The organism is Bacteroidia bacterium (assembly GCA_033391075.1).
GTDB lineage: Bacteria > Bacteroidota > Bacteroidia > J057 > J057 > JAWPMV01.
Genome location: JAWPMV010000001.1, coordinates 2,813,410 through 2,826,568 on the forward strand (window position 1 = coordinate 2,813,410; position 13,159 = coordinate 2,826,568).

8 protein-coding genes are annotated in these 13,159 nt (G+C 43.0%); 6 read left to right on the forward strand and 2 right to left on the reverse strand.

Features of this window, described 5'->3' with window-relative positions; genetic code table 11:
* The first annotated feature begins 7 nt into the window (after positions 1-7).
* The 4 genes from R8P61_11385 to R8P61_11400 all read left to right on the forward strand — a co-directional run bounded on the left by R8P61_11385 (position 8) and on the right by R8P61_11400 (position 8,236).
* Entirely contained in the window at positions 8-3,520 is a 3,513-nt protein-coding gene (locus R8P61_11385; GenBank protein ID MDW3647661.1) for an efflux RND transporter permease subunit, read from the forward strand.
* A 175-nt stretch (positions 3,521-3,695) separates the two neighbouring features.
* A complete protein-coding gene (locus R8P61_11390; GenBank protein ID MDW3647662.1) occupies positions 3,696-4,235 on the forward strand; it encodes a hypothetical protein in 540 nt (179 codons plus the stop codon).
* 62 nt (positions 4,236-4,297) lie between these two features.
* A complete protein-coding gene (locus R8P61_11395; protein ID MDW3647663.1) occupies positions 4,298-5,035 on the forward strand; it encodes an outer membrane lipoprotein-sorting protein in 738 nt (245 codons plus the stop codon).
* A gap of 93 nt (positions 5,036-5,128) precedes the next feature.
* Positions 5,129-8,236 (forward strand): glycosyl hydrolase, encoded by a 3,108-nt coding sequence (locus R8P61_11400; GenBank protein MDW3647664.1) that lies wholly within the window; start codon positions 5,129-5,131, stop codon positions 8,234-8,236.
* A 201-nt stretch (positions 8,237-8,437) separates the two neighbouring features.
* Here the strand turns inward: R8P61_11400 and R8P61_11405 are convergent, their stop codons facing one another.
* Positions 8,438-9,187, reverse strand: a complete 750-nt coding sequence (locus tag R8P61_11405) for an NRDE family protein (GenBank protein MDW3647665.1) — start codon at positions 9,185-9,187, stop codon at positions 8,438-8,440.
* 581 nt (positions 9,188-9,768) lie between these two features.
* Positions 9,769-12,219 (reverse strand): penicillin-binding protein 1C, encoded by a 2,451-nt coding sequence (gene pbpC, locus R8P61_11410; protein ID MDW3647666.1) that lies wholly within the window; start codon positions 12,217-12,219, stop codon positions 9,769-9,771.
* A 161-nt stretch (positions 12,220-12,380) separates the two neighbouring features.
* Between pbpC and R8P61_11415 the strand changes: the two genes are divergently transcribed.
* The gene (locus R8P61_11415; GenBank protein ID MDW3647667.1) at positions 12,381-12,572 is read left to right on the forward strand and encodes a hypothetical protein; all 192 of its coding nucleotides are present in this window, start codon (positions 12,381-12,383) and stop codon (positions 12,570-12,572) included.
* Between the two features lie 130 nt (positions 12,573-12,702).
* Positions 12,703-13,158 carry a hypothetical protein gene (locus R8P61_11420; protein ID MDW3647668.1) on the forward strand — a complete coding sequence of 152 codons (456 nt, stop codon included), beginning with the start codon at positions 12,703-12,705 and terminating at the stop codon, positions 13,156-13,158.
* Position 13,159: the final 1 nt, after the last annotated feature.

Genomic DNA, 13,159 nt, shown 5'->3' on the forward strand with positions numbered 1-13,159 from the left:
TTGGATCATGAATAAAAAATTTAAAGAATTTCCCATTTCCAGTTGGGCTATTGATAACCGGGTGACCATATTCCTCCTGGCAATAGTGATAACGGTGGCGGGTCTGGTTTCCTTCAACCTTCTTCCCAAGGAGAACTATCCGGAGGTTAGCTGGCCAGTGATTTACGTCTCTACTCCTTACCCTGGTACTTCTGCCGAGGATATTGAGACAGTCGTAACACGTAAGTTGGAGAAAGAAATCAAAGGCATTAAAGGAGTGAAAGAGATCAACTCTACTTCCTTCCAGGATTTCTCTTCTGTCTTCGTCGAATTTGAAACCGATGTAGAAATCCCTAAAGCCAAGGCCGATGTACAGGAAGCCGTAGATCGTGCGAAAGCAGAACTACCCAGCGACTTACCCAATGAGCCCCAGGTATTAGATATCAATTTCTCTGAGGTTCCCATTATGTTCCTCAATGTATCAGGCCCTTACGACAATGTAACCCTGAAGAAATATGCAGAGGAATTACAGGACGAAATTGAGTCTTTGACAGAGATTTTGCGTGTGGATATAGTTGGAGCTCCTACCCGTGAGATTCAGATTGATGTGGACCTCTACAAAATGGAGGCAGTGGGAGTTACCATGGGCAATATCGAGCAAACCATTGCCGGAGAGAATGTGATTATCTCAGGGGGTGAGTTGGATATCGATAATCAGAAAATGGCAGTCAGGTTAAATGGAGAGTTTACAGCAGTTGAACAAATCCAGAACCTGGTTATACGTTCAGATAAAGGAAACACCACCTATCTCAAAAATATCGCTGAGGTAAAAGACGGCTTTAAGGAAAGAGAAAGTTATGCGAGTTTGGACGGAGAGCCTGTAATTACCCTCAACGTAATTAAGAAGGCTGGTGAAAACCTCGTTTCTGCGGCCGATCAGATCAAAGATAAGATTGACTACCTGGAGGAAAACAGATTCCCGGATAATGCGAAAGTTACCATCTCGGTAGACCTTTCCATGATGACGAGAAATCTCCTCTCAGAGCTGACCAATACCATCATCATTGGATTCATTCTTGTAACCATCGTATTGATGTTCTTTATGGGGGTAAGAGATTCCTTGTTTGTAGGTTTGGCTGTTCCTTTGTCCTCTTTTATAGCCTTTACCACCTTACCGGCTTTGGGCTATACCCTGAACATGATCGTTTTATTCTCATTTATTCTGGCACTGGGAATTGTGGTGGACAATGCCATCGTGGTAATTGAGAATACCTATCGAATATTAAATGAAGAGAAACTACCGATCAAACTAGCAGCCAAGAAAGCAGCAGGTGAGGTAATCGGACCGGTATTCGCGGGGACTTTAACTACGGTTTGTCCTTTCCTTCCTCTACTCTTCTGGCCGGGAGCTGTCGGTGAATTCATGGGCTTCTTACCCGTAGTAATGATCATTACCCTCTTTGCCTCTCTCTTTGTGGCTTATGTCATCAACCCGGTTTTCGCGGTTACTTTCATGCGCCCCAATGAAGGCAATAAAGGGACGAGCAATAAGCGCATCTTTACCTACACAGGAGTAGCAGTAGTATTAGGTATTCTCTTTCACCTGGGCTCAGCAATCAGTATGGGCAACTTTATGTTCTTCATGGCAGGATTTATCCTCCTGAATCATTTTGTCTTGAGACATGCGATCAGGGCTTTCCAGGAGAATTTGATACCTCGGATCAAAAATGCCTATCGAAAACTCCTGGGCTTTACAATCGCCAAGCCAGGAATGATTGTAGCAGGAACCCTCTTTTTCGTTATCGGTACGATCGTTTATGTAGGGGGAGCAGGAATCAAATTCATCCAGTTCCCCAAAACTGAACCTAACGTCATTTACGTTTTCAATGAGCTTCCCAACGGAACCAATATTGAACTGACGCATGATATTACTAGAGAATTGGAGAAGCGGGTCTATGAGGTAATTGGAAAAGACAATCCTATTGTCAAGTCCGTCATTACCAATGTGGCAATTGGTGCGGGTGATCCCAATTCTTTCGACCAAAACACCTCTCGTCCTCACAAGGGAAAAATCACCGTAGAGTTCGTCAACATTAAAGAAAGAGGAGATGCATCTACCCGCGATATTCTTCAGGAGATCCGTGAAAAAACCAAGGGCATTGCTGGTGCGAAAATCACCGTTGCCCAGGATTCTAATGAACCTCCGGGAGCAGCTCCAGTAGAAGTAAAAATTACTTCTGAGGATTTTGAAGATATGACGGCTGTCAGTACCGACCTTTTCAACTACCTGGACTCTATTAATGTCCCCGGAGTTGAAAAACTCAAATGGGATGCAGATGGTAATCGGACAGAGCTTTTAGTAGATATAGATCGACAAAAGGCCAGTGAATTGGGCATCAGAAGTGGGCAAGTCGGTATGGCTCTGCGTACAGCTCTCTTCGGTAAAGAAGTTTCCAAATTCAGGGACCAGGAAGATGATTACCCTATCATGCTCCGCTTGGACAAGAAATACAGAAACAGCCTGGATGCCCTCATGAATATGAATATCCGCTACATGGATATGGCGGATGGACAGCACAAAGCAGTACCGATCTCTGCGATTGCCGAGGTGGGCTATTCCTCCAGTTATGGGGGGATCAACCGTTCTGATCTGGAAAAAGCTGTAACCATCTCCTCTAATGTTCTAACAGAATATAATGCAGCTGAGGTTACGGCCGAAGTAGAATACTGGGTTAGTGCTTTTGAAAAAGCCAATAGAGGACAAAAAGGTGTCAATATTGAAGTGGGAGGTACAACCAAGGACATGGAAGAAGATGGAGCTTTTCTGGGAGGTGCATTTCTAGTCGCTATCATATTGATCTTCATGATCCTTGTTACCCAGTTCAACTCCTTTGGAAATGTACTTATCATCCTCAGCCAGGTAATCCTGAGTTGTGTGGGAGTTTTACTCGGACATGCATTATTAGGAATGGAGTTCTCGGTAACACTATCCGGTATGGGTATGGTGGTATTGGCAGGTATCGTGGTTAACAATGGTATCATCCTCCTCGACTTTATCCAGATATTGAGAAAACGAGGCATGCCCTTGAAAGAAGCGGTAATTGAAGGAGGAACGACTCGTTTTACTCCGGTACTCCTGACTGCTTCCTCCACCATATTGGGATTGGTTCCATTAGCTATTTCATTCAACATGAACTTTGGCACTCTATTCTCCAGCTTAGATCCACAGATTTTCTTTGGAGGAGATAGTTCTGCCTTCTGGGAGCCTTTCTCCTACTCTATCATATTTGGTTTATCCTTCGCTACATTTATCACCCTGATCTACGTTCCGGTTGCTTACTACCTCGTTCAGAAATTGAACATTTGGTTGGCAGAAAAGTTAAACCTGAACATTGATGAAGATGAAGCTACTGAAGAAGTAGTAGCCGAGATTGAAGAGATGGATTACCCACAAAATGGGAATGGACATGAAAATGGAAACGGATATGGACAACCATATGATGAAGACAGTCAGGAGGAAGACTCCGCTGCACTCGTATAAACATTTCGTCTAATAATATCAGGCAGGAATAGAGCTTAATCTATTCCTGCTTTTTTATGCTTGCAGTCATTTTTTTTCATTTTCAGGCAAAAAAAGACTTCTTTGTTTAAACCTATACTGAGACATTAGGCTCTTTAGGTTGTCATAAAGAAAAAAGAAACCCCAATAAGCTCTTATGAAACTCGACAGAATCTTTCTATTTATAGCAGCACTGGCAGGTCTGGGTTCCCTTTTCCTCCCATTTTTCAACAATGATTATCTCCTGGACTCCCAGATGCAGGTAAGTGCTTATAACTATGGTCAGGTAGCTGCAAATGCGACCGGGACCTATGAATATGCAGAGAGTAATGGATTTTGGAATGCGACCTGGAATTTGACTAAGAGCATAAATCAACCCCAGGATTATGCTACGGTAGCCGGTGCGTTTTTCACCCTTGCACTTCCGGCCATTTTCCTCTTATTCTTTCTCGGATACATGCTCAAAGCTTTAAGAGGAAAGCAATATAGCAATGGCATATTTTTAACCCTGCTATCTCTCGGGATTGCCTGGGCATCCTTTTATTTTATGTCTGCTGAATCCGCGCAGGCCTTATTTGGTCCCGATGTCGAAACACCCCTGAATTTCTTTGGAATGGCAGGGATTGGATTCTGGGCAGCATTTGGGAGTATGCTTGCAGCTGCATTCTCCTTATTTTTCGCAAAAAATCTTGAATAAATCGTAATAATCTGACGTTCATATAGACTAATAGCTATAGAACATATTCTTAAATCAACAACATGAATAGATTAACTTCAATTATCGCCGGTTTACTGGCAACTATCATTGTAGGAATTACTCCTTCCCTGAATGCACAAGATCTGGAAGAAATCCTCGAAGGCCATTTTGAAGCAATGGCAATAAATGACGTAATGAAGATCAAATCTGTAAAATCTTCAGGTAAAATGATCATGATGGGTGGCCAAATGGAAATGGCCTATGACATGGTACAGCTTCGCCCTAACAAAAGTCGCACAGAGATGGATTTTCAAGGAAATGCATTTGTGCAGGTATTTGATGGCGAAAGTGGATGGATGATCAATCCTATGGCTGGACCAGATCCTCAGCCAATTCCAGAGGAACAGATCGAGCAAATGAAGCAGCAGTCTTATATCGAGGGTATCCTTTACAACCACAAAGAAAAAGGATATGGAGTTGAACTGGTTGGAGAAGACGAAGTTGAAGGTTCTCCAACTTATAAACTGAAAATTATTCCTCAGGAAGGCACAGGAGACTCTTTCTTCATGCACCTTGACCAGGATAGCTACATCATCATCAAGATGGATGTTATCCAAAACATGCAAGGACAGGAAGTTGAAGCAGAGATCTTCCTAAGCAACTACAAAGAAGTAAACGGAATTCCTTTCCCACACTCTATGGAAGTTCGTGCAAACGGGCAGGCCATGATGGAAATGATTTTCGAAGATATCAAGCTGGACGAAGAAGTAGACGAAAGCCTCTTTGAATCCAACAATTAATCTTTCTTAAGATATCATTAGGCTGTCTACAAGGAAATTCCTTTGGACAGCCTGATTTTTTATCCCTTTCTTCTAACGCTTACACACGCAAAAATGAAAAGATTTGGCCTTTCCCTGGGGCTATGGGTATTTCTGATTTTTCTATCTACAGAATCCCTTTACGCCCAAAAACCCGTTCGACTAAGTAAAAACACCTTTGGAGCTATAGAAGCTCGTCATATAGGACCGGCCAAAATGAGTGGCCGTATCACCACTATAGATGCCCTCCACGCGGATAGAAGAGTCGTATGGGTGGGTGCTGCAGGCGGAGGAGTATGGAAAAGTGAAAATGCAGGAACGACTTTCGAATCAGTCTTCGACAAACATATCCAGGCAATTGGAAATATTTGCATTGATCAGAATCATCCGGATACTGTTTGGGTAGGTACAGGAGAGCCCTGGACACGTAATAGCACCTCTGTTGGAGATGGTGTATATAAAACCACCAATGGGGGCGAGAAATGGAAGCACATGGGGCTCAAAGAAACTGAGCGCATCGCAAAAATTATCATTCACCCTGAAGACCCCAATACCGTTTATGTAGCAGCCCTGGGTAATCTCTGGAATGCCAGCGAAGAAAGAGGGGTATACCGTACCAAAGATGGCGGCAAGACCTGGGAAAAAGTCTTGTATGTAGATAACAATACAGGAGCAGCCAGCATGGCCATCGACCCCAAAGACCCCAATCATATCTATGCCACTATGTGGGATTTCCGTAGAAGAGCTTATGATTTTCGCTCCGGAGGTCCAGGCAGTGGCTTATTTCATACCAAAGATGGTGGAGATAGCTGGTCTAAAATTGAATCCGATTCCTTCCCGGATGGAACGATTGGAAGAATTGCTATTGCCGTTTCTCCGGTTGAGCCTCATTATACCTACGCAGCCATTGAAGCTGAAAAGTCGGGCTTATGGGTTTCAGAAGATGATGGAGAAAGTTGGAGCATGATTTCAGACAATCCAGCTATGAGCAATCGCCCCTTCTACTTCTCTCTCCTTATCCCGGATACTCAAGACAGTGCTCGTTTATACAAACCCGGTACAAGTTTATCAGTGAGTGATAATAAAGGAGAAAGTTGGGCGGCACCTGGCCTTACCATCGCCAGTGTACATAGCGATCATCATGCCATCTGGATAGACCCAAATGATAATGAGTTTTTATATCTGGGTACGGATGGAGGCGTCTATAGAAGTGTGGATAAAGCCAAAACCTGGAGCATCGTCCGCAATCTTCCGGTATCTCAATTTTACAAAGTAAGTTATGACCTCGCCTTTCCCTACAATGTTTATGGAGGATTGCAGGACAATGGTTCCTGGGCTGGTCCTTCCAGAACCAGCGGAAATGGATTTGGCGGAGGAGGAATCATGAATGCCGATTGGAAAGGAGTAGGTTTCGGAGATGGATTCAATGTATTGGTCGATCCCCTGAATCAGGACAATATTTTCTGGGAATCTCAAGGAGGAAATCTCAATAGAAGATCAGCAAAAACTGGAGAATCTAAATCCATCAAGCCCTTTTCTGCAGATAGTAAAGTCCCCTTAAGGTTCAATTGGAATACGCCCTTTGTATTTGGGCAGGCAAATCAGGGCAACTTTTATCTGGGAGCCCAGTACCTCTATCGCTCCAAAGATCGAGGAGACAGTTGGGAACGCATTTCCCCTGATCTCACCACCAATGATCCCGAGAAACAAAAGCAGGAAGAATCCGGAGGTCTGACGATAGATAATTCGACTGCCGAAAACCATTGTAGTATTTTCGCTATTGCTGAATCTCCTCTCGATGAGAATATCATATGGGTAGGTACGGATGACGGCAATTTACAATTGACTACTGATGGTGGGAAAAGCTGGAACAACCTTATATCCAATATAGAAGGCCCTGGACCTAATACCTGGGTTTCATCTGTTGAACCCGGGCATTACGATAAGAATGTGTGCTACGTAACCCTGGACGGACATAGAAATGGAGACAAAACTCCTTATGTATATGTAAGCAGGGATATGGGTAAAAGCTGGACTTCATTGGTCGATAAAAATATCAAAGGACATGCCCACGTAATCAAAGAAGATCCTGTTTCTAAAAATCTGATTTTCCTCGGTACAGAGCAGGGCTTGTTTGTGAGTATTGATGAAGGTAAAGTATGGACACCCTTTGGAGGTTCTATTCCTCCGGTATCAATCAGAGACATGGCCATACATCCGCGTGAGCACGACCTGATTTTGGGCACACATGGTAGAGGCATTATGATCATCGACGACCTTACATCTTTAAGAGCCTTAAATGAAGAGATCATTCAGCAAGACATGGCCTTTCTGCCTTCCAAACCTTATGTAATTGGACCTAGAATCATGGGCCAAAGTTTCCCGGGTGATGATGAGTTTACGGGACAAAATCCCAGCAATAATGCAGTTGTTACCTATTACTTGAAAAAGAGGCACATCTTCGGAGATCTTTTTATAGAAGTATTTGACCAGGAAGGGAATTTGGTAAAGAAAGTTCCTTCGGGAAAAAGAAAGGGAATCAACCGGGTGTATTGGAATACGCGCAGGAAAGCCCCCAAAATTCCGAAAGGAGAAGGCCTGAGTATCGGAGCCGCATTTGGTCCTTCCTTAGCCCCAGGCACCTATACCATCAAATTGACCAAAGGAGAAGAAAGCTTTACAACAGAAGCGGAGCTGATTTTTGATCCACGCTCTCCACATAAAGCTGAGGACCTTCAGGCCAATTACGATGCGGTCCTTCGTTCGTATGAATTGCTGGGAAGCCTAGCAGATGCTGTTGAGCATATTCAGGCTTTGGAGATACAGGCAGGGGAAAGATTGGAGAAACTGAAAAAAGGAAAGTTCAAGGAAAGCCTAAAGAGCTTTCAGACGGATTTGAATAGCCTCAGGAAAACCCTGGTCGCAACCAAAAGCGGAGGTATTACGGGAGAGGTACGCTTGAGAGAAAAGCTATCTACTGTATACGGTGGGATTAGTGGTTATACAGGTAGACCTACGGCTTCTCAGATTCAGGCTTTAGAGGATATTTCGGTTGAAATTGAAGCTGCGATTAAAAGCTTTGATGAAATTCGGGCTGAGAGCCTCAGTAAGATCAATAAGGGCCTTAAGCGCCAGAAGCTTGAACCACTGAAGTTTGTTCCGAAAGAAGATAAAGAAGAATAAGTTGCGGGGCTGGTCGAAAGATCAGCCCTTTTCTTTAGGGAGTTAGTTCACTCAAAACCCCATTGTTATCACAATCCTGCCGAGTGGTCTGAGATACGTGCCCAGACAGCATGCATCATTAAATAAATAAAGATAAGGTCCCTCCACGATGGTCGGGATGGCAGCTTTGTTTAAGGTTAGAAATAAATCATCTTCTCTAGATCAGCTTTCAATCTCAAAAGAGATCGAATCTCCCTCTGGCTTATAGGACCTTTCCTCTACATACATCCTCCCCTTCCTGTCCATCAATAAAATCGTCGAAACTCGCGTCCCATAATTAGGACTTTCGATAAACATAGCCGAAAGCATTTTTTCCCATTCATAAGGAATACCTGTATCGGGCAGAATTTCATCCGCCGCCAAATTTTTATCTATCAATAAATGAAAGAGGGCTTCTTTATCCAGTTCTTTTTTCTGGATGACTTCTTCCAAAGCTGCTTTCCCTTTATCAACCTTAGGCCAGGAAGTATTGAGTAAATGATTGCTAAGGCCATAAATTCCTGGCTTTAGCTGTTGAGCTTGATCTGATCGGTTGGATTGGTAATAAATTTCCTCTTTGTAACCCAGGAGGAGATTATAGCCATTATATAAATTGGCCCTTTCCTGAACTTTACGCGCGTATAAGTCAGGAGTTTGCTCATTGAGCAAATAATCAACGACCAGTGCACCTCTAGAGGGTGCCTGTTTTTTTTCTTGTAAACCTTCTCGATAGTTGGTGAGTGCTGCCCATTTGGAGGAGCTCGAAACCCCCATCCAAGTCCCTCCTGCCTTTAAGTCTTTCCCTGCATGGATGGGAGCCTGATTCCACCTGTGAATGCGTGCTGTAGGGCGATCTAAAAACTCATCTCTGTTAGAAGCCAGGATGAGTGGATATGCTGGATGTTGGTGGTAGGCGAAGAGAATTAAACACATGAGCAATAATACAAAACCTTCGCCTTAGCTACCACAATTCTTTTCCTACCGTTTTTTCCCCAGACCCAATCTGCAATGTTCCCCAGATTGGTGTATTATGTAAAGATCTGAACACGGGTGTAATTAATATTTCTTACGCAGCTAAATTAGGAAATATTGAGGCAATTTACCTTGTACGAAATAATTTCAATTCAGACTACTTTTCTTACATTCTAACATTGAGTGAAAAAGACGGATCAATCCGAAGTATTATTACATATGAATATTTTGGTATTTTTTGAATACTTATTTCATTTTTCGCAATATCTAAAAAGAAGTAAATTCAGCACTTCCATAAGAGCGAAAAACAATTTCCTATAAGCCAATGGTTTACAATCAATTAACCCATCTTCGCAAATAGTTAATAAAATTACTATTTCCTGAAATAAATCAACACAAGTTGCCAACAAGAAGTTAGGCCTGTTTATTTTCCTTTGATTTCTCCAATTTCCTTACGAGAGAAATGTTCGGATTTTTTGAATAATTACTCAGTATATAAATCGGCCAAAAATTTAAAGAAATAAGAAAACCTTACATACTTTTCAGCTTTCTTCTTCAATGATTTCGAAGCTTCTACTCAAAGTAAAGCCCTTATCATCAACCAAAGTAAGCCTGTGTTTGCCCGGGACAGGCCTTAAGGAGAGTTCATGATTTTCTACGGATTTCCCCATATACTTATCATCCAGGTGCCAATAAACAATCGCTTTTGGATCGGAGTGCACGGCTTCAAAAACAGTACTACTCAATTTCCCATCTAAATCAACGGGGATGAGTAAACTTGCTCTACGAGAAGGATAAATAATTTGCATGGGATTGGAGGAGGTGTTTTCTGCAATAGAGGCCTCACAATCACTTCTATACGCAGGAAGCACCTCATAGGAAGGATCGTTTCTCCTGTAATACCTTTCCTGAACGGGTGGCAGCACAAAGTAGGACTTCTGTACCATATTCAAGGGCTTTTCACAGGCGCTTAGCACCCGATAATTTCCCGTAGGATCCAGGTTTACCATCTGATGATAAGCACAAGCATCTGAGGACAGACCTGCAGACGTAATCCAAGTACTATCTGCATCGGTGCAATAGAGCCCCAGACGCTGGCCGCTCTGCTTACATAGGGGAACATAAGACATCTCCTGATAGGGAGGCTCAAACCAGGGTTCTGAGGCAGGCAGGGCATCAAAGATATCCAGCATGATAGGTGCTGCTGAGACGGCTCCTACTATACCTTGTTTTCCTTCTCCATCTGCATTCCCCACCCATACTGCTACAACATATTCAGGCCTTACTCCAATTGCCCATGCATCTCGAAATCCATAACTGGTTCCTGTTTTCCAGGCAATTTTTTGAGAAGAGGAAAACTGCTGCCAGAAATTGTCAACATTAGGTCTACTAACTTCAATCAAGGCTTCAAAGGTCTGGTAGATTGAAGAAGCAGTCAGCAAAGAGCCTTCCTCCAACTGATCAAAATCTTCCTGCGCCAATCTTGTTCGGGTATTTTCAAGCAGGAAATTGGGAGGATGAAAATCAGAGGGATTATACTTCCCACCATAATAGGTATGGGTTTTTAAGCTGCGGGCCATGGAGGCATAGATACCTGCCAAATCCCAGAGGTTTGCTTCTGCACCTCCAAGAACAAGGGTCAAGCCATAGTCGTCAGCAGGTCGATGAAGGGTTCTCATGCCCATGCTTTTCAATTCGGATTGAAAACGATCTACCCCATGTTCTTTAAGCATGTGGACGATCGGAACATTGAGCGAACGGGCAAGGGCTTTTTTAGCGGGAATGGCTCCCTCATAACTTCGGTTGAAATTGTTGGGGGTAAATCCTCCAAAGAATGAAGGGACATCCGGAACCAGGGTACCAGGCAGCAGCTCTCCTTCATCCAGCATCTCTGCATAGAGAAAGGGTTTGAGAATACTACCCGTTGAGCGAGCGGAAGAAACGATATCAACTGCACAGCCATTTCGATCATTCTTACAAGGCGCATTTCCGATATACGATAGAATATCTCCACTTTCCACCTCCAATACCAGGACAGCCAGATTGTGTATCCCGGATTGACTTAAATGATTGTGATGTCGGCGAACAATTTCATTTGTCCTCAATTGAATCTGTCGATCAATGGTCGTCTTTTTAATGGAATGAATTTCCTCAGTTCTCAATCGATCCTGATGGATTCTCTCCAGTAAATGCGGACTATATCTGGGCAAAGGCAAGGGCTTTTCCGGCAATTCTTCCAAAAGTGCCAGTTCCCAGTCCAGGCTATCAATCAAGCCATCCTCCAGCAATTGTCCCAACAGGAAATTGCGTTTCTTCAGGAGATTATCTCGATTTCTTCCCGGATGTATCAGACCGGGAGCATTGGGGAGAACCGCCAGGGTACAGGTTTCTGACCAGGAGAGATCCTCTGCCTTTCGTCCATAATATTTCCAGGCTGCTGTTTCCAGGCCTACCACATTGCCTCCAAATGGAGCATAGGTAGCGTACATATTCAAAATCTCCTCTTTCGAATGCCTCAATTCCAGCCTGGTAGCCAGAATAATCTCTTTTAACTTTTCCCAAAGCGTTCTCCTTTTTCCTTTTCTGGACAATCTTATCACCTGCATACTGAGGGTCGAACCTCCACTTTTGATTTCACCACTACTTAGGTTCAACCAAATCGCCCGAAAGATCGCCATAGGATCCACGCCCGGATGGTAATCGAATCTTTTATCTTCGAAGGTGCAAATCGCAGATTTGAATTTATTCGGCACACTATCCATAGGAGGAAATCGCCATTGACCATCCTTGGCGATCCGTGCACCCAGGAGTTTCCCTTCTCGATCCAGAATGACAGTGGATGTAGGGTCTTTGAATAAAGGTTTGGGAAGGGAGAGGAGATAGGCGACAAAAATAAGCCCCAGCATTGTATGCCAGACGCGTATAGGGCTCCTTCCCCATTTCTTCTTCAGGAATCTTCCTGTCTTTTTCTTTATTGTGCCTATTTTTTTCATTTGCTATCCCAATATAGGACTTAGTTTTATAGCATTTTCTATCATCTTTTATTTGAAAAGATTTATACAAAATCCGCCTATAAAGACTGAGAAATCGTTAAAGTAGAGAAACCGTATGCCTTTAATTGCGTAGATAATAGAAATCCCTTAATACGAAAACTATGAAGCGCTATTTAAGAGGGTGGATTTACAGCAAAATTCTCGATGGGAGAAAACTCATGATGCTGGCGTCCTTTTTAATATTTTATCTGGGCCTAAGTTTGAGTCCCCTCGACAATCCTACAGAGCCCGACACCATCCAACAGAAGCCTTGCAATCAGGAAGTTGCAGAGCACCAAACCTGGCTTGACTAAAAAGTCGAGACCGGGATTTCATTATTCCAAACTATTTAATTAGAGAGTCTTACCATTCACGAAAGCTTATTTGTGAAGCAGGCACGGGAATTGTACTTTGTGGCTGACACGATCTGCATTACACAGGATCATGAAGTATTTTCTTTATCTCTCTTTCTGCTTGCTTTACTTTCCTGTCTTTGCACAGCAAGACTCCAATGCGGTTGAGCAAAACAAGCGCCTTAAAGAAAGGTCAGCTCAGCCTATGAGCTTTGAGGAAAAGTTTGCAAAAACTGAAGCCGAACTGAATGTAGCGATCAAACTCTTTGGCGAAACAGAAGAAAAGGATCGAAAACTCATAGAAGCACAATGCAAAAGCTACCTTTTTCAATTATTCGATCTGAACATTGAAAAAAGAGAAAATCAAATCATTCAACTGGAAGAGGAGCTCGAAAAAATCAGTAAAAGAGATCAAAACATCGACAAATTCAACGATCTGATAGAAATTAAAGAAGAGATTGATTTGGTGCAGAATGAGATATACAGACGAAAAAAGAATCGGGATATGATCGTTGAGAATCGCTTGAAAGAAATTTTATATCCCTGAT

Bases quoted from the DNA above. Each gene is read 5' to 3' on its own strand.
- R8P61_11385 (MDW3647661.1), top strand. From the start codon at position 8: ATGAATAAAAAATTTAAAGAATTTCCCATTTCCAGTTGGGCTATTGAT.
- R8P61_11390 (MDW3647662.1), top strand. From the start codon at position 3,696: ATGAAACTCGACAGAATCTTTCTATTTATAGCAGCACTGGCAGGTCTG.
- R8P61_11395 (MDW3647663.1), top strand. From the start codon at position 4,298: ATGAATAGATTAACTTCAATTATCGCCGGTTTACTGGCAACTATCATT.
- R8P61_11400 (MDW3647664.1), top strand. From the start codon at position 5,129: ATGAAAAGATTTGGCCTTTCCCTGGGGCTATGGGTATTTCTGATTTTT.
- R8P61_11405 (MDW3647665.1), bottom strand. From the start codon at position 9,187: ATGTGTTTAATTCTCTTCGCCTACCACCAACATCCAGCATATCCACTC.
- pbpC (MDW3647666.1), bottom strand. From the start codon at position 12,219: ATGAAAAAAATAGGCACAATAAAGAAAAAGACAGGAAGATTCCTGAAG.
- R8P61_11415 (MDW3647667.1), top strand. From the start codon at position 12,381: ATGAAGCGCTATTTAAGAGGGTGGATTTACAGCAAAATTCTCGATGGG.
- R8P61_11420 (MDW3647668.1), top strand. From the start codon at position 12,703: ATGAAGTATTTTCTTTATCTCTCTTTCTGCTTGCTTTACTTTCCTGTC.